Raw genomic sequence first — 24,131 nt, 5'->3', positions numbered from 1 at the left:
TACCTCCTCAGTTCATACCCCAACTTTATTTAAACCCCAATTGCACTGTTGAATCAGGAATAAGGGATTAAAACATCTTTAATATTGATCTTGCTGAGTCTGGCGAAGCTGCGTAATACTGCGCATAATCTTGTTCGTAACCTGCTCCAAAGTATCTCCGCCGGAAGAAGAATCGATGAATTCGGTAAGATCTACTGGCGGTCCGTAAATGACGCGGGTTTTGCGAAAAAGCTTATACGTGCCGTCAATCGCCACTGGAATAACCGTTGCACCGCTGCGAAGCGCGATCATAGCTGCGCCCTTCTTGGCCGCATCCACTCCGCTGTTGCGCGAGCCCTCAGGGAAAATTCCCATGACGTTGCCGTCCTTAAGCAGTGAAATCGCCGTGCGGATCGACTCCTTGCTTACGCCGCCCCGCTTCACCGGGAATGCGCCAAGGCCGTTGATCAGCTTGCCTAGAACCGGAACCTCAAACAGCTCGGCTTTGGCCATGTAATGCACTTTGCGGCTCAGCTTAATTCCGACCGTCGGCGGGTCGAAATTGCTAATATGATTCGCGCACAGAATGACCGGCCCTTCGGCCGGGACATGATGAAGCCCTTCGGCCTCGAGGCGGAACAAAACGGCGTAAGCGCCGCGAAGCACCCCTCTGCAAAATTCATATAACATCCTGTTTCGCCTCCGCAAGTTTCTTCCGGCCAAGCTCGGCGATCTGCGAGACGACTTCTTCGGCAGGGATGCCGGTGCTGTCCAGCAGAAGCGCTCCCTCCGCCTGGATTAGAGGCGACACGGCGCGTTCCATGTCTTTGCGATCCCGCTCCTCAATCTCCCGCTCCATCACTTCCAGCGAAACGCCCGAGGCGTTTCCGGACTCGCGGAAGCGCCGCAGCGCACGTTCCTGAACGCTGGCGGTCAAATAAATCTTGAGCTCGGCTCCGGGGAGCACATGGGACCCGATATCGCGTCCATCCATAACGACGCCTTTGCCGGATGCAAGCTTGCGCTGCATCTCGACCAGCAGCAGCCTGACTGCGTCATTGGCCGCGACGCGGGACACATGCAGATTGACATCCCTTGATCGGATCTTGTCGGTAATGTCTTGTCCATCCAGCAGGACAATCTGTCCGTTTGGGCCTGGCGCGAGTGCAATATCCAGCTTAGCGGCATGATCCGCAATCGCTTTATCGTCCTCGACATCCAGTCCTGCCTCGCGGGCGCTCCACGTTACTGCGCGGTACATTGCGCCGGTATCGATATAGATATAGCCTAATGCTTCGGCAACGCTCCGTGCTACGGTGCTTTTGCCGGCACCGGCGGGTCCGTCGATCGCAATATTAATGCGTTCGTCCATCCCGTCGTGATGGATACTCAAGGGCAGTTCCTCCAAGCGGCATTAGCAGAGATGATCATCCAAAATCAGTAAAAAAGCAGGCTTTGCCTGCCTAACAATTATATCACAGTCAACGAATGGATGCAAAAGGGTTAACTCTCTATCGCCATTCCTACCTAAGCTGTTCACCTTCACCGGCATGGCGAGAGAAAAAGCCCGGCTCAGATCCGGCTGCATACAAAAATGCCTGCGAAAGCGCGGCTAGCAGCAAAAGCACAACCGCAGCAGCTGCCAAAATGCCGAAAACCCGGTCTTTATGCTGCAAATAGCTCCCCGCCTTTCCCGATGATCCCTGCCCAATTTCAGGCAAAGGTATTTTTCTCTCCGGCCGGAAAGATATGTATGAGGACAGGGAAAGCGGCTCAGTTAATTTTACTTCCGGAATTCCAGTTGTTTCTCAAAGCAGCAGCGAATGATTTTTTGCCGATCCGGCTCTGAAATCGTGGTGAATTTGAGCATCGCCTGTTTGCGGCCGCTCTCCAGCTTTTGAACCCGTATAACTTCTCCCTTGAAAAAAGCATGCTCCACAACGCCGTTCCGAAACGGAATAAGCAGCCAGCACTCCAGTTCAATTCCGGAATCCACCGGTTTGCTGCCATCGCATAAAAATGAGATCCCGCCCCCGCCGACATCGTCGGTCAGTCCGATAAAGCGATGCTGCCCCCGAATTGATACGGCCAGCTCCAGCTCTGCCGGCACCCGCAAAAAGCTGCGGCGTTGAATTCTCGTCATGCTTCCCGGCTCAGGCTTGCGGATTCGGACTAAACGCAAAATATCATCCCGATACCCGATGACATGAGAATTGAAATAATGTTTTACGCCTTCCTGGTTTATCAGATGAATGGACAGCTCGTCTCCCAAATAAAGCTTCTTGAGCTTGCCGCTCGGCTCGTGGATCGGAATCTCAATGAATAGGGAATCCGCGTCTTCATCCGCCACCCTGGATTTGTAGACGGCTTGAGCTTCCGCATCATCGGAGGAAGCGACCTGGATAAACAATGTGTCATTAACTTTAGGCAGCAAAATAAGCCCCCCCTCCCGTAATGCCATGATTATAGCATGTCGGAATAAGGGGGGCTATATCGAAATCTGGCGTCAATGGGTCCGGCCGGCCTTTAGAATTCAGGCATTTCCTCGACCGCTTCTTCCGAACCGTTATCTGCGTTCAAATAGATCCGGTAGTTCGTACCGTTTGTTTTGCCCTTGAATTCGTAACAGAGAACTTCTTGATTGTCTTCGTTTTTGATCAAGGCCAGTCTTCCTTTAGCCTTGCTCATGGCAGGCGTAAGCCCTTTGCGGACCTGATCTACGCTCATCTCCGGCTTGTCCAGCTTGCGGTCGCGGTGCGAGTAGACATAATCGCCTGCTTGAAGCCCTACCACCTCGCCGTTGTCCAGAGCAACCTTAGCCGTCACTTTGTCCGGATAGATCAGCACATTGTCCTTTTTGTGCACAAACGTAAAGACGCCTTCATTGCCTAATTGGTCATAAGTGACGGCTTCCATCGTCGGATATCCGTGTTTGTCTAAAAACTCGGCTGCACGGAGCTTTGCTTCAGCCAGCTCGATTTTATTGCCGCTGATGTCGCGCTGTTTCATGTACCAGATCAGCTCGCCGCCGCGATTGGTGAAATCCATCGATAAGTTATGTCCGCGCTCTTTTTTGACGGTAGCGGAGTAGGTCGCATATGGAGTATCCTTGCCGTTCTCCTTGACGGTAATCGCGCTTGCCGAATCCAGACCGAGGAATGAAGCGGCCTTTTGTTTAATCTCTTCAGCAGTTGTCGGCTCACCGGACAGCATCTTAATCGTGCGTTTCTCATACATCCCGGTAACGGTTGGACCCCAGTCGATCGCCTCGTACTTGCCAACCTTGCCGTCCACATCCTTCAGTCCGTCAATAATCGCATTGCCGGACTTCTGCTCCTTCGCGGCAAGCGCCATCTCAACATCCATCCATTGAAGCTTGTCCTGCAGCACCTTGTCTTGAATCGTGCTCAAATCGTTGTTAATTTCCGTCGATTTCTCGTACAAGGTTTGCATCGTTTTCATTTCGCTGTCGGTAAGGGGCTGTTTGGTCAGATCTCTCATCGACGCCTTGTACGCAAAATTAGAAATATGCGACAGAAAATCGCCGGTTTTCTGGAACGGCATCATCGTCAGCGGCAGCTGGCTAATTTCAGCCTGCGCCTGGCTTGTCAGCCGCCACATGTTGACCATGCTTTTGCGCTGATAGCTCTGCGAAGCCGCATTAACAGCCAGCGTGCTGCCAAGCTGATGATTCAGCCGGTCCAGGTCGGCGCTCAATTCATGGAACGCTTTTTGATATTGGGTTTCCGCTTTTAATAACACCGCATTTTTGGCCTCGCGCTCCTGGTATCCCCAATAGAAAGCGCCGAGAAGCAACAGCGTCACAAGGGGAAAAAGCACACCGCTCAGTCTTCGGTACGTATGCATGCACAAAACTCCTTTCTTCTGCCAAACCTGGTGTTAGTTTGGTTAGCCGAAAGGAGCTTTATGCACCGGTCAGACCGGCATTTCTTCAATTTCAAAATCGTCGGTATTGTTGCACAGGCACATTTTGAAGCCCGTATCTACTCTGCCGCCGTCGCGTCTGCCGCGCAGCACGAATTTTTCCCCGCATAATCTGCAGCGGATGCTCACTTTAATACGCGCTTCATCCATAAACGTCGACCTCCGGTTTCCAATACTTGGATACCTTCAGTATAGACCGTCTTGTCAGAGCTTAACCTCTTCCTCCCTGCCTACGATACGGAAAGGTGAACGCGCGTTGGCCCGGCCTATTTTGCCAAGTCCCCAAATCCACAGGACGACCATAAAAGGGACGATGACCCAAGCCAGTTGCTGCATAACGGAGGTTAAAATCCAGTTGTAGATGCCGTGCCAAAGAACGGGCAGCACAAGCGAGTAAGCAAGCAGTCTGCGAACTTGACGCTGTGGAGCAAACTTGGCCTTGCCCAGATAATATCCCATCATAATGCCGAACAGCGCATGTCCCGAGACAGGCAGCAGCGCGCGCAGCATAAGCGTCGTAAAGGTTGAAGGAAAAAATACCGCGTACAGAATGTTTTCCAGCGTGGCAAAACCAAGCGAGATGCTTGCCGCATAAACAATTCCGTCATACGGCTCGTCAAACTCAGTATGGTTAAAAATGATATGATACAGCACGAACCATTTGGCCATTTCCTCAATTCCGCCCGATAAGCCAAAGGACGAAAGAAGCGGATTGCTGCCAAGCCACAGCTCGATGCCGCGCTGCACGACCATTACCGGCACTACAACCAGCATACCCGTAAGAAACAGCTTTACAACAAGATGAATCGGCTCGCTGTCGTAACGGTCCTTAAGGTAAAGATAAGTGAGCAGCGCGATTCCCGGCGCTACAGCGGCAGTAAGAATAGAAAACAGCAGCAAGCGTCGTCACGCCTCCTTTATCTTAGTTGAACTCCCGGTCGTTACCTGCCATCTATGTCCGGTTAAGCTCGACCTCTCCCGGCACAAAAAAGGAGCACTCGCGGCGAAAGCGGCGTTCGCGAATGCTCGTTGCAGCTTAAAATTAGGATGAGAAATGACTGCAAAGCTCCTTGACTGCGTCGGACGGCATGATCACCTTGCCATATTCCTCCAGTACCGCATTGGTAACGGAAGTTGCCTCTCCATACTCGGCAAGAACAGCAATAAGTGCATTTTGCGCCGCCGCATCGGAAGAAGCGGCATCAAAAGTGAGTATATAGCGTCCATGGTAAGAAAACAGCTTGCCTTCTTCCGTCAGCTTAGACGCTTTAAGCTGTCTAGCCGCCGAAATGACATCCTCAAAATCCCGGAACGAGTACATGATCGTATCGCTGGATTCCAGCGTTACTTCCATTTCGTAAATGTCCTCGTCCGCATCCTCATCGTCCAGCCGTCCGCTGTCGGAGCTAATGTTGACTTTGCCGCGGGTAACGATAACGACCATGCCTTGAGCAGGCATCGCGATTACTTCGACTGCAAGCGGACCGTTAGCGTCGAAGCCGAGTTCCGAATAGGCCTGGTCCATCATTTCGCTGAATAGATCATGCACTTTCGGTATCTCGCGCCACATGTCGTCCTTCTGGATCCCGCGCTCCAGCAGGTCGTCGAACGTCAGAAAAATGCGAATTTTGTCTTGCCCTAACCGTTCGATCTTCATGACAGGATCCTCCTCTGCAGCATCGGATATAACAGCGTATGATGCGCCAGCCATAAGGTGCGACATACGTGCTATATGACTATATTACCATCTCCAGAGAAGGAATGCACGGGAACAGCAAAAAAACAGCCGGCCTCCCCAGAAGGAGAAAAACCGGCTGTCTCGGATTCAGTGAGGAGGCATATTTGTGCCTGCCTCAATCATGATTTTCTCGGTTTCGCGCTTGACGGCCGGGTCGCTGCTGACCAGCGCCGCGATCTGCGCCCACGCCTGGGAATCGGCTGCTCCGCTATGCTGCGGGGCGTTCCGCTCAATGACTTCGTGCTGATCCCGTTTTACTTCAGCTTCACGTTCTCCATGACTTTGCCGCTTCAATACAGCCGACATCGATCTTCGCACAGCACCGCTCCACAGCTGGCCGGCCGCAACTCCTGCCGCAGCCGCCAAACCTGGTTTTTTGCGGGCGATATATAGGGCTGCCGCCGCTCCTGCAACGCCGCCAACAATAAAAGTTCCGAGTTTCAACGCCTTTCCTCCTCCTTGCCGGATAACCGGACCTGAGCTTTCTTAACGCCAGTAGTATGCCCTCTGCTATCGCCTTCATCCGTGTGAAGGAAACTTGCGGCTAAGATTCAACCCGGCAAGCCGCCGGGTATTATGGTAAAATGAGCTTCTTGAACCGCGACTCCGCGGGTCTAATGACAGTCCAATTCCAGGTAATTTGGAGGTAGTTCCCTTGACAAACAAACGCAGTGCAGCCCATATATTTTCCCGGTCTTCCCGCGGCTCGGCAGCGGCAGCAGCCGCGCTGCTGCTATTGGCAGGCTGCTCCGCCGGACCGGATGAATCACCGCGGGCATCGGCCAGCAATTCCCCTGCTCCGCAGGTTAGCACAGCGCCATCCGCATCACCTTCGCCATCACCGGCGATGTCCGTATCACCTTCGCCATCCCCTTCTCCCGCATCGGAGGAGCTCGGCGAAGGCAAACCGCTATATCGCATGAACGAAAAAAGCTTTCGTTTTTCTCCAATCAGCGATGCTGAGAAAAAGGTTGTGCTGCTGAGCTTTGACGACGGTCCAAAAGAGAAAGAAATGCTGACATCCATGCTGGATACGTTAGAGAAGCATAACGCCAAAGCCATATTTTTCGTCAACGGTTACCGTGCTAAAGAAAAGCCCGAGCTGCTTACGCTGATTCATGAGCGCGGCCAAATTATCGGCAACCATTCCTGGGATCATATTGAGCTTCGCAAAAAAAGCAAAGCCGAGGTGCAGAAGCAGCTCGGCGATGTTCAAGATATTGTTGAAAAAACGATAGGTGAACGTCCGCGGTTTTTCCGGCCTCCCTTTGGTGCAGGCGGCGATGTAGGCAAAGCAGTAGCCAAGGAGGAAGGCATGCTATATATGACCTGGTCGAACGGCTCGCTGGACTGGGATTTGAAAGCGACCAAAAAAGATCCTCAGCTCGTGATCCAGCAGGTGCTGGACCAGCTTCACCCGGGGGCAAACATTCTGATGCATGAGCTGCAATGGACCGCGGACGGGCTTGACGAATTGCTGACGAAGCTGGAGCAGAAAGGATACGGATTTATCGATCCCGCCACAATTGAACTGCCCAAGTCGTAATGCAGCCTCAATCAGCCCTTTCCAGGCTCAACAGATGAATAACGGGCGGGCAATTCAGGCGGATCGGCGCTTTGGAGGTGCCGTAGCCCTGGCTTACGAGCAGCCGGACCTTTGATGGTCCGGTTTTTTGCCATGCGAGTGGAGCCGGAAGGTCGAACCAGCCTGCGCGGAACTTGCGGACGCTTGCGGTTCGCATCGCCGGACCTAACAGAGGAAGAATAATTTGGCCGCCGTGAGTATGGCCCGACAAGACAAGATTGGCCGCAATGCCGCTGTGGCGGCAGCGATGCGCGAGAATGGGATCATGCGCCAGCAGCAGCGTGAACGGAGCTTCCCCTCCAAACAATTCCAGCGCTTTTTTATGCGGCATAAGCGGCGTTTTCAGCGTCTCTTCCAGACGGTCCCGCTTTGTGCGGGGATCATCCGTGCCGGCAAGCTTAAACGATGTGCGGCCGGGCAGATCAACGAGCGTGAAACGGTTTTGCAGCACCGTCACATCTTCCGCTCGCAAACAAGCGTCCAGCTCCGTGATGTCTTCGTCATAGTCATGATTGCCAAACACCGCATAAGCGGGAGCAATGCTGCGCAGCAGCCGCATATTATCGCGAACCTGCTGCAGCTTAACTCCTGTCTCGCGGACGTCTCCGCCGATTAATACCAGCTCCGCCCCTCCCAGCTTTTCCACTTGCCGGGGCAGGTCCGGGTCAATAACTCGGCGATGGATGTCGCTGATGAACAGGATCTTCAGCCCTTCCAGCCCGCTTGGCAGCATTTCCAGCGGTACAGCTTCCTGGATTACTTCTGAACCGGCTGCTTCCCGTATCATTTTCTGAAGGAGAAGCATGCCAAGCCAAGCGAAAACAATCATAACGATAATGGCCATAATAATAATTGTCATGGAGTTCATTACGGAAAATCACCAAACCCTTTCCAAACCGCCGCTCCCGCAGGCTCTCCCGTTTCCAGGAACATGCTCCTGCCCCACAGGAACAAACAGCCTGACAAAACGATAAACAAAAAGACGAGCGTCTGCATCAGCAGTCTGAACAAACGCGGCCGCAGCGACGGATGCTTGCGGCTTCTCGGCGGCAGGCTTTTATTATTACGGCCTGACTCCTGCAAAGCGGAAGCGCCGGCCTTCTGCCTTTTTCGTCCGAATTTTTCGATCCGGCTCATGCTTCCCTCCTAAACCGAATGATAAGTCCCATAATAAAGTCAATCGCAAAATGCGCTGCAATCGGCGCCCATAACGTGCCGCTCTCTTCGTAAATCCATCCCAAGCCGTAGCTGATGGAAAATACAAGGCCGGTCGGAATCCAGTGTTTCAAGTAACGAACATGGATGGCGGCAAAAATGATGCTGGTCCAGTACGCACCGAAAGCATATTGAATCGCACCGCGGAAAAGCATCTCCTCACAGATCGCCACAATAAGAGAAAGGAGTGCGATATGCCAAACGGGACGGTTGCGGAAAATCCTCTCGTTAACCCCGCCGTCATCGGCCGCTTCTTCAGGCACCCATCTGGATATAACCAGGTCCGCAGCGAGCACCGCGCCAGCCAATCCAAGCCCCCAATATAAAAAGCCAGGTCCGGACGGAAGCTCAAGCAGCAGGAATGGATTACGGCCCTGAAAAAAACACCAGGCCAAGCCGATAACAAGGGTAACTGCTTGTGTGATATACAGGTTGAGCAGCAGCATATGATCCGACAGTTCATCGACGGAGACGCTTCGGATACGGATGTTGCGGATATCGAATTTTTTCATGAGGTCCCGCCTGTCTAAGAAGTGATCACAGCCGATAATTAACCGATTGCAAGGAGAATTCAAATGGACAAACATCTGAACCGCTATCAAATGCTATTTACTCTAGGCTTTATTTTCATGCTTGCTTTAGCGGTAGGCGCCTTTTTTGCAGGCGTTGAGATCGGCTCCTCGCGCACGGAATCCCGTTATGAGGCCAAAAAGCTTCAGGCAGCTTCGGCCAAATCCGGCACGGTATACAGCCAGCAGGATTTGGTATCCTTTTATCATACCGTATTTTCTCCCTACCGTGAATTTCAGAGCGAATGGCTGAGCATGGAGCGCCGCCTGGAATCCCGCTCCGCCGGTCTGTCGACCGGCGTGCTGGAGCAGCTGGACGATCTTGCCGCCAAAAAACGAAAAGAGATTGAAGCCGTTACCCTGGAGCACAAAAGCGGCCTGCTTGCCGATGCTCGCTCAAGCTATTTGGCCAGCCTGGACCGCTTTGGCGCTGCCGCAGACCGGCAAAAGACAGCAGCGGCCGGCAGCAGCGCGGATCGTTTTTTAACTACGCTCCGCTCCGATAAAGACTACATAAAAGCATCCAACCTGTCGCTAGGCGGTCAAAACAGCTATTACGCGGCCATGCTGGAGTGGGCTTCTTCCGCCAATTCCAACATCCCCGCCAAAGTTGAGCTGTCCGGCGTCATAAGGCTTGCCCAGTGGGACGGCCATTCGCTAGCGGTGAAAAACAAGCTGATTGCCGACTTGTTAAGCAAAAGAGGCCGGGTGAAGGAATATCTGCCTCAAGACTTGACCGGCGCAATCGACCAGCTGATCCAGTCCGGTGAAGCGAAGCGGCTGAAGCTGGATAGCCTGCAGGAAGCCGCCGAGCTGCTTACGAGCACCGGCGCTGTGCGCAGCGGAGATTTTTGGCAGATCAAATCCCGGTTGTACAGTTCGGAGGTACTCCCCCAACTGCCGTTTTTCCTCCCGCCTGAAAGCTGATCCGGTCTGGTTGAATGATATCTAAAATTTACATGCTCATCAAGTTTTGTCATTGCATTTGGGACAACACCGCTTTAAAATAGTAAAAGTCAGCCTTTAGGTGTAAAGAATCGACAGAATTCGAGAATTTTCATCACCCGAAGGCGCTTTTGCTCGGGCAAGCTTTTCGGAAATTCCCGTTCCGGCTGACTGAATGGCGGCCGGGCGGGGATTTTTTATCATGCGGGATGTGCCGGCGGTAACGCTTTTCAGTTGAGCGTACCGACAATGACGCACTCCGTTCCATAGAACGGCAACCCGCGTTTTGTCTTCATGGCTCGCAAGCATACAACTTTCTATAGCTTCACCCGTTCAAGTGAAATCGCCCTTTCATTTCAAGGCAAAGCAGCTTGTTTTGTATGCAACCACCAATTGCTAGGAGGCATTCCCCATGTTCAAAGTGTTAGTTTCCGATCCGATCAGCGATCTCGGCATTCAGCAGCTCATGGACGCTGCTGACGTCGTTGTCGACAAAAAGCCTGGCCTAAGCGAGGATGAGCTCGTTGCGATCATCGGTGAATACGACGCCCTGCTCGTACGCAGCCAAACCCGTGTTACCGCCCGCGTGCTGGAGGCAGGCACATCGCTGAAGGTTGTCGGCCGCGCCGGAGTTGGCGTAGACAACATCGACCTTCCAGCAGCCACTAGCAAAGGCGTTATCGTTATTAACGCACCAGACGGCAATACGATTACGACTTGTGAGCATACTTTTGCCATGATGATGGCCGTAGCGCGCCACATTCCGCAAGCCTATGCCAAAACAGTCGGCGGAGAGTGGGACCGCAAATCCTTCGTCGGCGTTGAGCTGCGCGGCAAAACGCTTGGCGTTGTCGGCATGGGACGCATCGGCAGCGAGGTTGCCAAACGCGCTAAAGCGTTCGGCATGGACATTCTCGGCTACGATCCTTTCCTTACAGAAGAAAAAGCAGAAAAACTCGGCATCAAGCTCGCAAGCGTTGAAGATATTGTGCGCGGCGCCGACTTTATGACGGTTCATACACCGCTTACTCCTGAGACCCGCCACATGATCGGAGCAGAGCAATTCAAAATCATGAAACGCGGCATGCGTATTGTCAACTGCGCGCGCGGCGGCATCGTGGACGAGTACGCCATGGTAGATGCAATCAATGAAGGCATTGTTGCCGGAGCCGCCTTTGACGTATTTGAAGTGGAGCCTCCTGTTGCGGATCATCCGTTTCTTACTCATCCAAAAATCATCGTCACGCCTCACCTTGGTGCTTCGACGATTGAGGCCCAAGAAAACGTTGCGATCGACGTATCGGAGCAGGTGCTGCACATTCTCCGCAATGAGCCGTTCCTGAATGCAGTTAACATGCCTCCTGTTGCGGCAGCCGTTATGACGAAGCTGCAGCCTTACTTCGAACTCGGTGAAAAACTCGGTTCCTTGATCGCTCAAATTACCGAAGGTCCGGTTGGAGAAATTACGGTTGGATACTCCGGCGATTTGGCTGAAGTGGATACCCAGCCTTTGACCCGTTATATCGTTAAAGGCATTCTTGGCCATCATCTCGGCAGCGACCAAGTTAACATCATCAACTCCCTGCACCTGGCCAAAGAACGCGGCGTAAATGTTGTTGTGAACAAATCGCATACCGCGAAGGACTTCACAAACCTTGTCACCGTATCGCTGAACGGACGCAGCGAAAGCACACATGTCGCAGGTACGCTGCTGACAGGCTACGGACCGCGTATCGTGCAGATTAACAACTACACCGTCGACGTTGCTCCATCGGGCCATCTCGTTCTGATCTCGCATAACGACCGTCCGGGCATCATTGGCCGCATTGGTACATTGCTCGGCTCGAACGATGTGAACATCGCTACGATGCAGGTAGGACGTCAGGCCGAAGGCGGAGCTGCAATCATGGTGCTTACCGTGGATAAAGGCGTGCCTAAACCGGTGCTTGCACAAATGACTCAACTGGAAGAGCTCAAAACCGCCAAAGAAGTTACGCTTTATTAAACGATAGTTTCTCGTAAAAACCCGCCGTTACGGCGGGTTTTTATTTGTTTATAAACTTTGTCCCTTCGCCGTGCTTAAGCAAAATTTGGTTGTAAGCGCTTTAATTGTTCCACATGCAACAATATTTGCACCGCTGCTTCAACAAAAAACACCCTCCAAAGGAGGGTGTTAGGACATATTCGGCTTTGCTTCGACAGGCAGCAGCAGAGTAAACACCGTGCCGCGTCCGATTTCGCTTTCGGCCCGAATTGTTCCGCTATGCGCATCTACAATATTACGCACGATAGCAAGCCCCAACCCGGTTCCGCCTGATTGGCCTCTTTTGCGGGCTTTATCGGCTTTATAAAACCGTTCGAAGATAAACGGCAAATCTTCTTCCGGTATGCCCTGCCCTTCGTCTGTGACGGTAAGCTCCGCATGCGGGATTCCATCAACATCCACCTGTTCCAGCGCAAGCCGGATGCCTGATCCGTCCGGACTATGCCGAATGGCATTATCGAGCAGGTTAGTAAGCACCTGCTCCAGCCTGTCCTCATCCGCCTGCATAAGAATGACGGGTTCGCTAGACTCTTTATAATCGAGCCGGATCCCCCGGTCCAGCGTGTAAACGTTGAACTTATGCGCGACACGTTTCAGCAGCCCGTCCAAATCGACGCGGGCCAGATTCAGCTCCACATGCCCCGCTTCCATACGGGCCAAATCAAGCAAATCCTTCACGAGCCGTCCCATACGCAGAGATTCGTCGTGGATGACCTGAACAAGCTCCCGGCGTTCCTCTGGAGAAGCCGCGATGTCATCCAGCAAAGCTTCGCTGTACCCCTGCAGCATGGACAAAGGCGTCCGTATCTCATGAGATACATTAGCGACAAAGTCCCGGCGCAGCTTTTCCACCCGATGCTCTTCCGTTACGTTTCGAAGCACGGCCACCGCTCCGCGCACCGTATCGTCGGATTTCAGCGGCGCCATTACAACCGACCATACCCCGGATTGGACCTGAATCTTCTCGCTTAAATCACGGCCCTCCAGCGTCACGGTGCGGAAAAGCTCGCGAAGCGGTACCGGCGCACTGCCCGGAGCAAGTGCTCCCAGCTCTTCCGGCTGATTCCAGTCTGCTTTGCGCCAACGCTCCAGCAGCTGTTCTCCCGGAGGATTGGCAAGCACAACCTGACCGGATGCATCCAGCGTTATGACCGCATCCGCCATACTGCGAAGCACACTCGAAAGATGCTCTTTCTCGTGATTCAAATCGGTAATGAACTCTTGCAGATCGGCGCCCATACGGTTGAAGGCACCTGCCAGCTCGCCAATTTCATCCGAGGATCGCATCGGAACCCTCGTCTGGTATTCCCCTTGCGAAATCAGGTTTGCCGCGTCTTTAAGCTGCAGCAGCGGCTGAGTGATTTTGCTGGACAGGAAAAAAGCGAAAAAGGTGGAGAGCAGAAAACCGATGATGCCGATGTAGACGAACAGAACTTTGACCCGATTCGGCTCATCAAAAGCAATGTCGATATACTGCAGCAGGAACATGCCCAGAATAATCAGCACAACTGCAACGAGCAGCATAATCGTTAACCAAAGCTTGCCGACGACGCTTCTCCACAGCCATCTCATCGGTTACTTCGGCACCTCAAGCTTGTAGCCAACGCCCCAAACTGTCGTAATCATGGAAGCCGCTTCGGCGGAAACCTTGTTGAGCTTTTCGCGAAGCCTTTTCACATGCGTGTCCACTGTTCTGAGGTCGCCGAAAAACTCGTAGTTCCATACATCCTTCAGCAGCTCTTCACGGGAAAATACTTTGTCCGGGCTAACCGCCAAATAATGCAGCAGCTCGTACTCCTTCGGAGTAAGACTCACTTCCTGGCCGCCGGCCGTGACGCGGTGCGCGTCATGCTCAATGATCAGATGAGGGAATACGATGTTGCTGCTGGCATTAGTCTCGCGGGTGAGGAACGCCGTTGCCGAGGAGCGGCGCAAAATGGCTTTGACCCTGTAAATGATCTCGCGAGGGCTGAACGGCTTAACGACGTAATCGTCCGCTCCAACCTCAAAGCCCTGCACCCGGTTCATTTCTTCCCCTTTAGCCGTCAGCATAATGACCGGGGTGCCTTTGATTTGGCGCAGCCGGCTGCATACCTCGATGCCGTCCATCCCCGGAAGCATGACGTCCAGCAAAATCAAATCAAAATCATAGCCGGAAGCAAGCTTGAGCGCCTGCTCCCCGTCTTCGGCCTCCTCGATGTGATAGCCTTCCTTCTCCAGGTACATCTTCAGCAAACGGCGAATGCGTTCCTCGTCGTCAACGACGAGAATCCGGTGCACATAATCACTCATAAGGCACGACTCCTTTGGTTAATCTTTAAACTCCGGCGTAGGAATGCAAGCCGGCAATGACCAGGTTGACGCCAATCAATGTAAACATAATAATAACGAATCCGATGACAGTAAGCCAGGAAGAGCGCTTGCCGTGCCAGCCGCGCGACAGCCTCAAGTGCAGGTACGCGCTGTAGAACAGCCAGGTGATGAGCGCCCATACCTCTTTAGGGTCCCAGCCCCAGAAGCGCGACCAGGCAATTTGTGCCCAGATCATGGCGAATATAAGCGCACCTAGCGTAAAGATCGGGAATCCGATGGCAATTGCTCTGTAGCTGATCTCATCCAGATCGTCTGGATCGATATCCGTCGTCATCGGGTGGATAACCGCGCCGAGCTGTTTGCGGAATAGGAGACGAAGCAAGCCATAGAGAATGGCGCCGGTAAGCAGCGACCAGATAACCGTGTTCAGCTTGCGGCCGGCATTAACGCCGTTCATCCAGGACGGAGCCTCGAACAGCGGCTTGTTTGCGCCTAGGAACTCTTCGGCTTTAACAACGGTGCTGTTGTACGGCTTCACAATCGGAGGCATGGAATACTTCACCGTATTGGTTTCCGTGACAGCTTCCCCCGCTTGTGTTACATCTACTTTTTCCTGCTTGAATTCCGCTTCATACCCTGCCATACGGAAGCCGAACACGCTGATAATAAAGCCGCAGGCTACAAGCAGCATGAACAGCGTTGTCTCCACCCAGAAGCGTTCTTTTTTTGATTTGGCATCGTCAGCGCCCTTGCTGTAGTTGACCGTACGCAGCAAGTGCAGCAATCCGGCGGCAAATCCTACGGCCAAAAACGCTTCGCCAAGGGCGGCGGTTGTAACATGGATTTTAAGCCAAATCGAATTAAGCGCCGGAATGAGCGGTTGAACCTCTTGAGGGAACACCGACGCATACGAGATGATAATAATGACTAGCGGCAGCGTGATGATGCCCAGTATCAGTCTGCGGTAGATCAGCGAGATAATGACAAAGGCGATCATGACCGCCATGCCAAGGAATGTCATGAACTCGTACATGTTGCTGACTGGTATATGGCCTTGGCCGATCCAGCGAGCAAAGAAAAAGACCAGATGGCCCGCCAAACCTAATGACGAAACCGTAATCGCAACTTTTCCCCATTTGCGCTGAAAGCGCTCCGGGTCGCCGTGGCTCCATTTGCGGCCGGCAAACGCCACCACATAAAACATAAAGCCGAAGCAGTACAGGAAAAATGCCGCCATAAAAGCGGAGCTGCTTAAATCAAGCCAATTCACGTCCGATTCCCTCCGTTATCCAAGCTCTTCGGGTCTACCTCATTGCCGGCCGCCTTCAGTGCAGCCGCCAGATCGGACCGCATCCCGAACCAGTTCTTGTTCGTATGCGCGCCAATCGTGACGCGCGTTCCGTCCAGCCGCACCCATATCCGGCGATGATGCCAATAAGCGCCCATGGTCAGGCCGATCATCGAGATGGCGAGTCCGATCCAGATATAAGGCATGGCCAAATCTTTGCGGACGTTCAGGAACGTGGAAAACTCAACAAAATTGACGTTATCCATGCCCTTCACGTTAATATCGAATCGGTCTGTCAAAGCCGCATTAAGCTTGTCCTGACTAAATGCAGCTTTGTCTTTTTGCATCGGGAAGTAAATAAAAGGCTCTCCTCCCTCGGCAAGGCCGGGGCCATGCAAAAGGAAAATAAATGCCGGAGCTTTAGGTTCGCGAGATTTGGTGACAGGCCGGCCGTCATCGCCAATGGCGAACTCCATAAACCTTTGCCTCAGCTCAAGCTGGTACGGTCCAAGCTGGTAGCTAGTCTCCGGGTCGCTTATTGACAGCTTAAACGGACCATACTCTTTCCCTGTCTTTTTATCGACCAGCACCGGCTTTACATCCCGCAATATCGGAGTGTTATCGAAGTCAAACTGATAAAGCTTGTAGCCCTTATATTCCAGAGGACTGTTGACCTCGATAGGATGACGTTTAACTTCCTTCAGCTGGGAGGTTTTTGCATCAGCCGTACAATTCGCTGTGCATTCGTACATAACGGCATCCGTCCGGTACAGCTTGACGCGCGCCGTCCCTTTCAGCTCTTTGGGAAGCACGTCATCCGAATAAAATTCGACCGTAAAGTCTTCATTTTTTACGTAATAGTTCGTGCCCTCGATACGCAACGTATCCCCTTCCGGGATCGTCAAGTATTCGTCCATCTGCCAAGCCGGTACAGCGCGCGCCAGCACCGCAAGCAGAAATAGAATGAGACCAATATGGTTCACATAAGGTCCCCAGCGGCTGAATCGGTTTTTTTCCGCGAGCAGCGCTCCGTCTTTGCGGATAACCTTGTAATGCTGCTTTTTGGCCTGGGCCTCAAACCGGTCCACCCATCCGTCCGCATCGGCATCGATCGTCCCGCTATAGCACGCCCTCTGGCGCAGCAGAAACGACTCATGCTTGCGGATCTGCTGTTTGTTTAGCGCACGGTAGAGCGGCAGCACCCGGTCCAGGCTGCACACAACAAGCGAGGTGCCGATCATGACGAGCAGCAGCACGAACCACCACGACTCAAACGTGTGGGACAATCCAAGAGCGTAATAAATCTCTCCGGATATCCCGTATGTATCCTTGTAGTAACTGGACAAGTCCGGAGCGTCGATAAACGTGCTTTCCTGCGGGTAGATTGTCCCCAACGACGCGCCGATCAGCGTTATGATAATTAAATAGACGGCGACTTTTACAGAGGAAAAAAAGTTCCAGACCCGGTCCAGCAGCGACGGATTGCTCTTTTGGGAGCGTCTCGCCGCACCGTCGTAACGCATTTCCAGCAGCTCGGTTCCGTCTGCCTCTGCTTCTTCGCCAAGCGATCTGCCGCATGCCTCGCACAATACTGTGCCGGTCGGATTTTGGTGACCGCATTTACATTTGGTGTTTTGGAACACCGCTATAGCCTCCTGTTCGTCTCGCTTATCCGATTCCTTGCCGTTGCCGCAGGCCGCCCTAGCTCGTTTTAATCAGCTTGAGCACACGCTCCTCGATATCGGCCTCCGTCATTCCGCCTTCAAATACTTCCTCCAGCGTTCCGTCAGGACGGATAAAAAAGGTTGTCGGGTACGAGCGAAGCCGGTAACGCTTCTCCGTTTCTCTTCCGACGTCACGCAAAATCGGATACGTCAAATTCCTGCCCTCGACAAAGCTATTGACAGTCAAGTCGTCCTCGCTCAAATTGATCGCGAGAATTTCCAGGCCTTCGTTTTTCCACTTGTCGTATTGGCGCTGAAACTCCGGCATTTCCCTGACGCAAGGCGGACAGAAGCTGCCCCAGAAATTGACGACGACCGGTTTGCCTTCGTAATCGGAAAGAGAAACCGTACTGCCGTCAAGCGCAGTCAGAGTGAACTCCGGCGGCTTATCCCCGACTTTTGTAAAACCTTCGTTTGACGCAAACAGCGTCTTGCTGACGGCATAACCGCCAAGAAGCAAGACGCCGAGAAAAATGATGATTTGTACCGTCTTGCGGGCAGAGCCCTTCATCCCGAGTCACCACCTTTTGAAAGCGTTTCTTCTTCCTCATTATACCTTCCGCAAGGGTGCGCACAGGCTGTCCAGCCGTCATTTTTTATGACTATTGTGTGAAAGTGCCGCATCGCGCAGCTCCTTGATTTCGGACAGTGTGAGATGGCGGAATTTGCCGCGCTGCATGTTCTCTAAGCCAAGATGGCCGAACTTGATCCGCTTCAGCCTCGCAACAGGATGTCCGATTGCGTCGAACATGCGGCGAACCTGGCGGTTGCGACCTTCATAGATCGTGATGGAAATAGTCGCCACTTTGTTATCCATATCGACATCCTGGTAGTCCACTTCTGCAGGAGCCGTCATGCCGTCCTCCAGCTTGATGCCTTTTTGGAGCTTCTCCAGAGCGGAGCCATGAGGCACGCCTTTTACCGTAGCCAAGTAGGTTTTAGGCACGTGATGGCTCGGATGGGTAAGCAAATTGGCGAATTCGCCGTCATTGGTAAGCAGAAGAAGCCCTTCCGTATCGTAATCCAGTCTTCCGACGGGATAGACTCGCTCCGTTATGCCGGTCAAAAAGTCGCTGACGATTTTGCGTCCCTTAGGGTCGGACGCGCTTGTGATGACGCCCTTAGGCTTGTTCATCATCAAATAAATTTTCTTCTCGGAGGCAATCGGCTTGCCCTTCACCGTAATAACGTCCGAAGCCGGGTCGGCCTTCGTGCCGAGCTCGCGGACAACCTTGCCGTTCACTTCCACCGCACCGCTCGTAATCAGCTCCTCGCATTTGCGGCGGGAGGCTACTCCTGCGGCAGCGAGGATTTTTTGTAATCGTTCCAATTAAGTTCACCTCACCCACCATCATAACCATTGTCCCTTAAAAGCACAAGCAGACTCCCGCTGCAGGCGATAGAGGACGCGCATAGAAAAACGGCTGCTCTCCCGTGACGGGAAAACAGCCGTTTTTTGGGATGTGCGGCGGTGCGGCAATCTAGTAGAAAGCTGGCGCGTGCGAAAAAAAGCCCTACCCTGGATTGGGCGGGCGGCAATTCGTTTGCAGCATTTGGCTGGTCGGCCGTTGGCGGGAAGCCGCAGCTGCTCAAGGTCGTTTGACGACCTTAAGCCAACCATTTTGCACAGTCGCCCCCGCTTACCCAAATATGTACAGACAAATGAACACCGCAGCCAAAAATCCGACCAGGTCGGAAAACAGTCCGACCTTCAGGGCGTACTTTGTCCGGCGAATGCCGATAGCGCCAAAATACACGGTCAGCACATACAGCGTTGTGTCCGTACTTCCTTGAATGGTAGAGGCAATGCGGCCGATCATGCTGTCAGGCCCAAATGTGCCAATCAGATCGGATGTATAGGCGAGCGATCCCGCGCCGGTGAGCGGCCGGAGCAGAGCGAGCGGCAGCACCTCTCCGGGTATGCCGATATGCCGCAGCAGCGGTTCAATCGCCCCCGTTATAAAATCCATCGCTCCGGATGCCCGGAACATGCTGATCGCCACCATCATGCCGACTAGATGCGGGATGATGCTGATTGCGGTTCCGAAGCCTTCCTTGGCACCCTCGGTAAACGTTTCATAAACCGGCACTTTGCGGAATGCGGCATAAAGGGGAATGAAGGCGATAATAGCAGGAATCATCCAGGCGGATATTACATTAATGAAATTGTACATAGCTCACACCCCCTCATGCCTCAAACCGCAGACTGTTTTCCGTTCTCTCCGCTGTCCGGCCAGACCGGCGACTTATTGTATCTTGAACCGTCGGCAGGCGGCGCGAGCGGAGGTTGCTTGCTGCGGTACCAGCGGTCAAGCGCTATTGCTGCCGCTGTCGCAATCGCCGTCGCAATCAGCGTCGTGCCGACAATTTCGGCCGGATTGGCCGAGCCGTAGTTCATCCTTATTGCGATTAATGTGGTGGGAACCAGCGTAATGCTCGACGTATTCAGAGCCAGCAGCGTACACATCGCAGGAGTCGCGGTGTCTGGATTCGGATTGAGCTTTTGCAGCTCCTGCATCGCTTTGATGCCCATCGGTGTCGCCGCATTGCCCAGCCCGAGAATATTGGCGCTCATGTTGCTCATGATGTACCCCATTGCCGGATGCCCTTTTGGCACATCAGGAAAGAGCAGCCGTACAAACGGGCCCAGCAGCCGGGCGATCCGGGCAAGCAGCCCGGCATCCTCGGCAATACGCATGAGCCCCATCCAGAACACAAGGATGCTGATGAGGCCAAAACAGATCGTCACCCCGTTTTTGGCTCCGTCAAAAGCCGCCTGCGTAACAGCGTCCATACGCCCGGTAACGGCCGCAACCGCAACGCTGACTACGATAAAAAACAGCCAAATCCAATTGACCATGCCGCATCAGCCCTCCTTTGCTCCAAATAAGGCGCTCAGGCTTAGTTTCAGCGCCGCGCCGAATGAGGCGGGACGGCTGCTGAACATTCCCCCTGGGCGGAATGATGCAGCGGGACGGTCCGGCAGCTTCAAACGCGGACTTCCAAGATCATATACAGGAACCGAGCCGATGGCTTGCCCGTTCAGGCTCCATTCCAGCCTGCCCCGTTCACCTAGCGTATAAGCGGTCGTATCTTTCTCTGGGCTTAGCAGCACAAGTTTGTTGCTAAGTTCAGCCTCTTCACCATCCGCAAGCGGATAGCTCATTGCTTTGCCAGCCGCGAGCGCGTAGCCGTTAAGCGGCTCGCCTTTTTTGGCGAGAGATTTCAGCTTGTAATGAGTGTACCCCCAATCGAGCATCGCGGCATGATCATGCCAATCGTCCCGGTCATTGAGCGTCACGGCCGCAAGCTGCTGGCCGTCTCTTGTTGCCGAGCTGACGAGACAGCGCAGCGCCGTTTTGGTATATCCGGTTTTGACTCCGTCCGCCCCTTCGTACATAGCAAGCATTTTGTTTTTATTCGCCCAGCTGTAGTCCCATGGCTCAAACGGATTTGGAGCTTTGCGCACCTTGGTTTTGACAATCGATGCGAATACCGGATTACGAAGCGCATATGCCGTCAGCTTGGCCAAATCGTTGGCTGTAGAAAGATGGCCTTCCTGATCCAGTCCGTGCGGGTTTTTAAATGTAGAATGTTCCAAACCGATCCATGCCGCTTTTTCATTCATCATGCGCACAAAGCCTTCCTCGGAGCCGCCGACATGTTCGGCAATTGCGGTAGCCGCATCGTTGCCAGAGCGCAGCATCAGCCCGTACAGCATGTTCTCCAGAGACATTTTCTCGCCCAAGCGCAAATAAATCGATGAGCCTTCCTTGCCGACGGCATTTCTTCCAACCGTTACCGTATCGGTCAGCCTTCCTTCTTCAATCGCCGTAATCGCCGTCATGATTTTGGTCAAGCTGGCAATTCGCATCGGCGTATCACCGGAATCGCTGTACAGCAAACGGCCCGACTGCACATCGATTAGCGCGGATGCCCGGGCGCTCGTTGAAGGCGGCTTCGGAGCCTCCGCTGCATAGGCTGCAGGCATTAATGAGGCGCATAACATCGCCAATCCGATCACGGCGGCAGCAGTTCTTTTCCACGTTAAATTTAAGACCACTGTATTCGTTCCTCCTCGCAGCGCAAGAGCGCATCGGCTCCAGACTTCCTCATTCACTGTATGTGTCTTGTCCTTTAAATATGAACAAGCCTTTAATCAAGCCAGCCTCCGCAACAAAAAGCTGCCCCCGAAGGGGCAGCTGAAGGGAGCAATCCCGTTTAGATGATGGGATCAGCGTTGATAAGAGTGCTTTCCACGCGGTCATGCCCATGATTCTTGAACATGCCCTGAATTTTTTCAAACGCTCCCGGCACGGAATCAATGACCCGCTCCACCAGATGCGTCTGATTGTCCAGCGGCACAACGCGCACTCCATGCGTGCCCACGACGAGAAAAGCGATTGGCGTAATTGAAACGCCGCCGCCGCTTCCTCCGCCAAAAGGCAGGGAAACTTGCGCATTGTGAGCGTTATGTCCTTCCGTATGCGTCGATGCGCTGCGCGCGGTCCCGTCCATGCGGATATCGCTGCCGCCGGCGACAAAGCCGAAGCCTACCTTGCTGATCGGCATTATGACGCTACCGTCCGGGGTTTGCACTGGGTCCCCGACAATCGTGTTGACGTCCACCATTTCCTTGATGTTTTCCATGGCCGTTTGCATTAGGCCTTGAATAGGATGTTCTGCCACAGTCTGACGCCTCCTTCCGTTCTCATCATCCGGACAAGCAGCTGCAGTCCGGCAAGGATAGCATTTCCCAAGCTGATTTCAGCTATGCAGCTAAAGCTGGTCTCTAAACATGGAGCCCGGTACTCAGGCTGCACTTCCATTTTAGGCTCAGCTCGCAGCCGTACCAGCTGGGACAGGATGCCGAGAGCGGATGTTTTGAATGACCAGACCATTCCGGTCGCCATTGCGGTCCACATCGCGTCCTCCGTGCCTACCCTTGTGCGCCATTCCCAGCGGGTGATGCTCACTTTGCCAAGCGTTTTTCGGACCAGTGCCGTCAATTGATCGGTTTGTTTAAGCAGATTCCAGCAATTATGCAGAAAATCATTAATTTTGCTGAACCCGATCTCCTCGTCTTTGCGCGTTCCCGTATGAAGCAGCGAGCCTCCCTCGATTTGGGAAAGCTCCTCCACCTTCAGCCCGGAGCCGCCCAGCTTCATAACTGGCACTTCCCAGTTGAACTTGACGAGCCCGAACAGCGTACGCACATTCAGTACGATGTTATCGTCGCCGTGTTTTCGCTGTCCTTCAGCCTTTGCCCGGATTGGTACGGCTGTCAGCGCCGCAAGGACAAGAAACGGCAGCAATACAACAACCAGCCAGCCTATCCAATGATCCGGCATGGACATGAAACCCACCTCCTTCGGCGGCACGGAAGCATCAGCTCAGCATTGAAAAATACACTGCCCGTTGCCGCATTATCGGAAGTAGTATGTCCCAGCAAATCAAAAAATCTCCAACTTTTATTGGGCAGGCCGGTCCGTTTCGTTTCCTTGCTCCCGGATATGCTTATTTTCCAGCTTCATGCTGCCTAACGTGAGCAGCGCCCCCAGGCCGACCATGACCGCAGCCATCCAGGACGTATGCTGCAGTCCTATTCCGTCAGCGACAACGCCTCCGATATAAGCGCCGAGGGCAATTCCCCCATTAAATGATGCAATATTAAGCGAAGAAGCAAAATCCACTGCGCTTGGAGCGTAACGCTCCGCCAGCGTCAGCACATAAGCCTGCAGCACCGGCACGCTCATGAATGCAAGCAGACCCATAGCGATGACATTAATCAGTCCGAGCGTTTTGGACGGCGCGGTGAAAGTGAATAACAGCAGAATTACAGCTTGAACGAGAAAAATGTAAAACAGAGCATGCACGGGTTTGTCGTTGCCTAATCGGCCTCCAAAGTGATTGCCGACTGCAATTGCCACCCCATACAGGAACAAAATAAAGCTGATCGCTGTGCCGCCGTAGCCGGTCAACTTCCGAAGAATTGGGGAAAGATAAGTGAAGGTGGCAAATGTGCCTCCATATCCGATGATTGTAATAGCCAGCACGAGCAAAATTCTGCCGGTAGTAATCAGCTTCAGCTGTTCCTTAAACGAAGGCGGAATGCCCGTGCTTCGCTTGATATCCGGTATGGCGACCGCATTTAAAACAAGCGCAATAATCCCGATCAGCGTAATTCCGTAGAAGGGCAATCTCCAGCCAAAAATCTCGCTTAAATACGTTCCAAGCGGAGCGCCAATGGCAGTCGCGATCGTAAATCCTCCGAACACAAAGGCAATTGCGCTGCCACGGCGGTTTTGAGGTACCAGATTAGCGGCAACCGTAGAGCCGAGAGCGAAAAATACACCATGGGAAAACGCTGAAAGCACACGTCCGGCGAGCACAAGACTGAACACCGGAGCAATTGCCGTTATAAAATGTCCGATAATAAACAAAACGATCATCGCCAGCAGTACCCGTTTCCGGTTAAGCTTTGCCGTCAGCGATGTTAGAATAGGGCCTCCAACCGCCACACCGAGCGCATACATCGATACGATCAGTCCTGCGGTTGAAATGGATACTCCGAAGTCATTGGCAACTCCGGGCAAAATGCCGATGCTTATAAACTCCGTAACCCCGACACCAAAAAAAGTTACGGCCAAAGCGGCTAAAGCAAACCAATTGCCGGTTTTTCGAGCGGATGTTGTAATCTGTTGAACGTTCATAATCTGACCTCCATTTTAAATCATTAGCTCACGCGCGGCTTGTTGTATCTAGCTTAATACCGTGCTACCATCA

General features: G+C 53.2%; 28 protein-coding genes. 4 read left to right on the top strand and 24 right to left on the bottom strand.

Going from position 1 to position 24,131, the window contains the following annotated elements; translation table 11 throughout:
- Positions 1-78 precede the first annotated feature (78 nt).
- From M3223_RS08400 to M3223_RS08360, 9 genes are all read right to left on the bottom strand, one after another.
- Positions 79-669: a lysophospholipid acyltransferase family protein gene (locus M3223_RS08400; RefSeq protein WP_353057677.1), complete on the bottom strand. Its 591-nt coding sequence runs from the start codon at positions 667-669 to the stop codon at positions 79-81.
- On the bottom strand, positions 659-1,372 hold the full coding sequence (gene cmk, locus M3223_RS08395) for a (d)CMP kinase (protein WP_435367998.1): 714 nt from the start codon (positions 1,370-1,372) through the stop codon (positions 659-661). Before cmk ends, M3223_RS08400 begins: the two co-directional genes overlap by 11 nt.
- A 130-nt stretch (positions 1,373-1,502) precedes the next feature.
- Entirely contained in the window at positions 1,503-1,655 is a 153-nt protein-coding gene (locus M3223_RS08390) for a hypothetical protein (RefSeq protein ID WP_251560818.1), read from the bottom strand.
- 107 nt (positions 1,656-1,762) lie between these two features.
- On the bottom strand, positions 1,763-2,413 hold the full coding sequence (locus M3223_RS08385; RefSeq protein WP_251560817.1) for a flagellar brake protein: 651 nt from the start codon (positions 2,411-2,413) through the stop codon (positions 1,763-1,765).
- Positions 2,414-2,505: 92 nt separating this feature from the next.
- On the bottom strand, positions 2,506-3,846 hold the full coding sequence (ypeB, locus tag M3223_RS08380) for a germination protein YpeB (RefSeq protein WP_251560816.1): 1,341 nt from the start codon (positions 3,844-3,846) through the stop codon (positions 2,506-2,508).
- 69 nt (positions 3,847-3,915) lie between these two features.
- Complete coding sequence (locus tag M3223_RS08375; protein ID WP_251560815.1) at positions 3,916-4,074, bottom strand: hypothetical protein; 159 nt, start codon at positions 4,072-4,074, stop codon at positions 3,916-3,918.
- 54 nt (positions 4,075-4,128) lie between these two features.
- A complete protein-coding gene (gene prsW, locus M3223_RS08370; protein WP_251560814.1) occupies positions 4,129-4,824 on the bottom strand; it encodes a glutamic-type intramembrane protease PrsW in 696 nt (231 codons plus the stop codon).
- A gap of 142 nt (positions 4,825-4,966) precedes the next feature.
- A complete protein-coding gene (locus M3223_RS08365; RefSeq protein WP_251560813.1) occupies positions 4,967-5,581 on the bottom strand; it encodes a genetic competence negative regulator in 615 nt (204 codons plus the stop codon).
- A gap of 168 nt (positions 5,582-5,749) precedes the next feature.
- Positions 5,750-6,106, bottom strand: a complete 357-nt coding sequence (locus M3223_RS08360; RefSeq protein ID WP_251560812.1) for a hypothetical protein — start codon at positions 6,104-6,106, stop codon at positions 5,750-5,752.
- A 211-nt stretch (positions 6,107-6,317) separates the two neighbouring features.
- Here M3223_RS08360 and M3223_RS08355 point away from each other — a divergent pair, with 211 nt between their 5' ends.
- On the top strand, positions 6,318-7,208 hold the full coding sequence (locus tag M3223_RS08355; RefSeq protein WP_251560811.1) for a polysaccharide deacetylase family protein: 891 nt from the start codon (positions 6,318-6,320) through the stop codon (positions 7,206-7,208).
- Positions 7,209-7,215: 7 nt separating this feature from the next.
- Here M3223_RS08355 and M3223_RS08350 read toward each other — a convergent pair whose 3' ends face one another.
- From M3223_RS08350 to M3223_RS08340, 3 genes are read right to left on the bottom strand one after another with little or no spacing between them, the layout of a single operon-like run.
- On the bottom strand, positions 7,216-8,115 hold the full coding sequence (locus M3223_RS08350) for a metallophosphoesterase (RefSeq protein WP_251560810.1): 900 nt from the start codon (positions 8,113-8,115) through the stop codon (positions 7,216-7,218).
- Positions 8,115-8,384: a hypothetical protein gene (locus tag M3223_RS08345; protein ID WP_251560809.1), complete on the bottom strand. Its 270-nt coding sequence runs from the start codon at positions 8,382-8,384 to the stop codon at positions 8,115-8,117. The genes M3223_RS08350 and M3223_RS08345 overlap by 1 nt, the downstream gene beginning before the upstream one ends.
- On the bottom strand, positions 8,381-8,974 hold the full coding sequence (locus M3223_RS08340; protein WP_251560808.1) for a CPBP family intramembrane glutamic endopeptidase: 594 nt from the start codon (positions 8,972-8,974) through the stop codon (positions 8,381-8,383). The genes M3223_RS08345 and M3223_RS08340 overlap by 4 nt, the downstream gene beginning before the upstream one ends.
- Before the next feature lie 63 nt (positions 8,975-9,037).
- Here M3223_RS08340 and M3223_RS08335 point away from each other — a divergent pair, with 63 nt between their 5' ends.
- Together M3223_RS08335 and serA are read left to right on the top strand one after the other, a co-directional pair.
- The gene (locus M3223_RS08335) at positions 9,038-9,958 is read left to right on the top strand and encodes a hypothetical protein (RefSeq protein ID WP_251560807.1); all 921 of its coding nucleotides are present in this window, start codon (positions 9,038-9,040) and stop codon (positions 9,956-9,958) included.
- 430 nt (positions 9,959-10,388) lie between these two features.
- Positions 10,389-11,981, top strand: coding sequence for a phosphoglycerate dehydrogenase (gene serA / locus M3223_RS08330; RefSeq protein ID WP_251560806.1), 1,593 nt, complete (start codon positions 10,389-10,391; stop codon positions 11,979-11,981).
- A gap of 168 nt (positions 11,982-12,149) precedes the next feature.
- Here serA and M3223_RS08325 read toward each other — a convergent pair whose 3' ends face one another.
- From M3223_RS08325 to M3223_RS08300, 6 genes are all read right to left on the bottom strand, one after another.
- On the bottom strand, positions 12,150-13,592 hold the full coding sequence (locus tag M3223_RS08325) for a HAMP domain-containing sensor histidine kinase (RefSeq protein ID WP_251560805.1): 1,443 nt from the start codon (positions 13,590-13,592) through the stop codon (positions 12,150-12,152).
- Positions 13,593-13,595: 3 nt separating this feature from the next.
- On the bottom strand, positions 13,596-14,312 hold the full coding sequence (locus tag M3223_RS08320) for a response regulator transcription factor (protein WP_251560804.1): 717 nt from the start codon (positions 14,310-14,312) through the stop codon (positions 13,596-13,598).
- 25 nt (positions 14,313-14,337) lie between these two features.
- Positions 14,338-15,603 carry a cytochrome c biogenesis protein CcsA gene (gene ccsA / locus M3223_RS08315; protein WP_353057676.1) on the bottom strand — a complete coding sequence of 422 codons (1,266 nt, stop codon included), beginning with the start codon at positions 15,601-15,603 and terminating at the stop codon, positions 14,338-14,340.
- Positions 15,600-17,264: a cytochrome c biogenesis protein ResB gene (gene resB, locus M3223_RS08310; protein ID WP_251560803.1), complete on the bottom strand. Its 1,665-nt coding sequence runs from the start codon at positions 17,262-17,264 to the stop codon at positions 15,600-15,602. Before resB ends, ccsA begins: the two co-directional genes overlap by 4 nt.
- Positions 17,265-17,322: 58 nt before the next feature.
- Complete coding sequence (locus M3223_RS08305) at positions 17,323-17,856, bottom strand: redoxin domain-containing protein (RefSeq protein ID WP_251560802.1); 534 nt, start codon at positions 17,854-17,856, stop codon at positions 17,323-17,325.
- A gap of 78 nt (positions 17,857-17,934) precedes the next feature.
- Positions 17,935-18,675, bottom strand: coding sequence for a pseudouridine synthase (locus tag M3223_RS08300; RefSeq protein ID WP_251560801.1), 741 nt, complete (start codon positions 18,673-18,675; stop codon positions 17,935-17,937).
- A 141-nt stretch (positions 18,676-18,816) separates the two neighbouring features.
- Between M3223_RS08300 and M3223_RS24225 the strand changes: the two genes are divergently transcribed.
- Positions 18,817-18,948 (top strand): hypothetical protein, encoded by a 132-nt coding sequence (locus M3223_RS24225; protein WP_285891171.1) that lies wholly within the window; start codon positions 18,817-18,819, stop codon positions 18,946-18,948.
- Positions 18,949-18,985: 37 nt separating this feature from the next.
- Here the strand turns inward: M3223_RS24225 and M3223_RS08295 are convergent, their stop codons facing one another.
- From M3223_RS08295 to M3223_RS08270, 6 genes are all read right to left on the bottom strand, one after another.
- Entirely contained in the window at positions 18,986-19,519 is a 534-nt protein-coding gene (locus tag M3223_RS08295) for a spore maturation protein (RefSeq protein ID WP_251560800.1), read from the bottom strand.
- Positions 19,520-19,539: 20 nt separating this feature from the next.
- Positions 19,540-20,205, bottom strand: a complete 666-nt coding sequence (locus M3223_RS08290) for a nucleoside recognition domain-containing protein (protein ID WP_251560799.1) — start codon at positions 20,203-20,205, stop codon at positions 19,540-19,542.
- A 6-nt stretch (positions 20,206-20,211) separates the two neighbouring features.
- Positions 20,212-21,354: a D-alanyl-D-alanine carboxypeptidase family protein gene (locus tag M3223_RS08285; protein WP_251561016.1), complete on the bottom strand. Its 1,143-nt coding sequence runs from the start codon at positions 21,352-21,354 to the stop codon at positions 20,212-20,214.
- A gap of 212 nt (positions 21,355-21,566) precedes the next feature.
- Entirely contained in the window at positions 21,567-22,034 is a 468-nt protein-coding gene (gene ytfJ / locus M3223_RS08280) for a GerW family sporulation protein (protein ID WP_251560798.1), read from the bottom strand.
- Positions 22,007-22,702 (bottom strand): DUF2953 domain-containing protein, encoded by a 696-nt coding sequence (locus tag M3223_RS08275; protein WP_251560797.1) that lies wholly within the window; start codon positions 22,700-22,702, stop codon positions 22,007-22,009. Before M3223_RS08275 ends, ytfJ begins: the two co-directional genes overlap by 28 nt.
- A 114-nt stretch (positions 22,703-22,816) precedes the next feature.
- Positions 22,817-24,058 (bottom strand): MFS transporter, encoded by a 1,242-nt coding sequence (locus M3223_RS08270; protein WP_251560796.1) that lies wholly within the window; start codon positions 24,056-24,058, stop codon positions 22,817-22,819.
- Between the last annotated feature and the right edge of the window lie 73 nt (positions 24,059-24,131).

Origin of the sequence: Paenibacillus pasadenensis (genome assembly GCF_023715725.1) — a bacterium.
Taxonomy (GTDB): Bacteria; Bacillota; Bacilli; order Paenibacillales; family Paenibacillaceae; genus Paenibacillus_O; species Paenibacillus_O pasadenensis_A.
Note: the sequence above shows the minus strand (reverse complement) of the source record. Positions and strands in the feature narration are given on the sequence as shown.

Bases quoted from the DNA above. Each gene is read 5' to 3' on its own strand.
- serA (WP_251560806.1), top strand. From the start codon at position 10,389: ATGTTCAAAGTGTTAGTTTCCGATCCGATCAGCGATCTCGGCATTCAG.
- M3223_RS08275 (WP_251560797.1), bottom strand. From the start codon at position 22,702: ATGTCCATGCCGGATCATTGGATAGGCTGGCTGGTTGTTGTATTGCTG.
- M3223_RS08305 (WP_251560802.1), bottom strand. From the start codon at position 17,856: ATGAAGGGCTCTGCCCGCAAGACGGTACAAATCATCATTTTTCTCGGC.
- M3223_RS08340 (WP_251560808.1), bottom strand. From the start codon at position 8,974: ATGAAAAAATTCGATATCCGCAACATCCGTATCCGAAGCGTCTCCGTC.
- M3223_RS08320 (WP_251560804.1), bottom strand. From the start codon at position 14,312: ATGAGTGATTATGTGCACCGGATTCTCGTCGTTGACGACGAGGAACGC.
- M3223_RS08375 (WP_251560815.1), bottom strand. From the start codon at position 4,074: ATGGATGAAGCGCGTATTAAAGTGAGCATCCGCTGCAGATTATGCGGG.
- M3223_RS08400 (WP_353057677.1), bottom strand. From the start codon at position 669: ATGTTATATGAATTTTGCAGAGGGGTGCTTCGCGGCGCTTACGCCGTT.
- M3223_RS08350 (WP_251560810.1), bottom strand. From the start codon at position 8,115: ATGAACTCCATGACAATTATTATTATGGCCATTATCGTTATGATTGTT.
- ypeB (WP_251560816.1), bottom strand. From the start codon at position 3,846: ATGCATACGTACCGAAGACTGAGCGGTGTGCTTTTTCCCCTTGTGACG.
- M3223_RS08290 (WP_251560799.1), bottom strand. From the start codon at position 20,205: ATGGTCAATTGGATTTGGCTGTTTTTTATCGTAGTCAGCGTTGCGGTT.
- M3223_RS08285 (WP_251561016.1), bottom strand. From the start codon at position 21,354: ATGTTATGCGCCTCATTAATGCCTGCAGCCTATGCAGCGGAGGCTCCG.
- M3223_RS08325 (WP_251560805.1), bottom strand. From the start codon at position 13,592: ATGAGATGGCTGTGGAGAAGCGTCGTCGGCAAGCTTTGGTTAACGATT.
- M3223_RS08345 (WP_251560809.1), bottom strand. From the start codon at position 8,384: ATGAGCCGGATCGAAAAATTCGGACGAAAAAGGCAGAAGGCCGGCGCT.
- M3223_RS08365 (WP_251560813.1), bottom strand. From the start codon at position 5,581: ATGAAGATCGAACGGTTAGGGCAAGACAAAATTCGCATTTTTCTGACG.
- M3223_RS08335 (WP_251560807.1), top strand. From the start codon at position 9,038: ATGGACAAACATCTGAACCGCTATCAAATGCTATTTACTCTAGGCTTT.
- M3223_RS08270 (WP_251560796.1), bottom strand. From the start codon at position 24,058: ATGAACGTTCAACAGATTACAACATCCGCTCGAAAAACCGGCAATTGG.
- M3223_RS08295 (WP_251560800.1), bottom strand. From the start codon at position 19,519: ATGTACAATTTCATTAATGTAATATCCGCCTGGATGATTCCTGCTATT.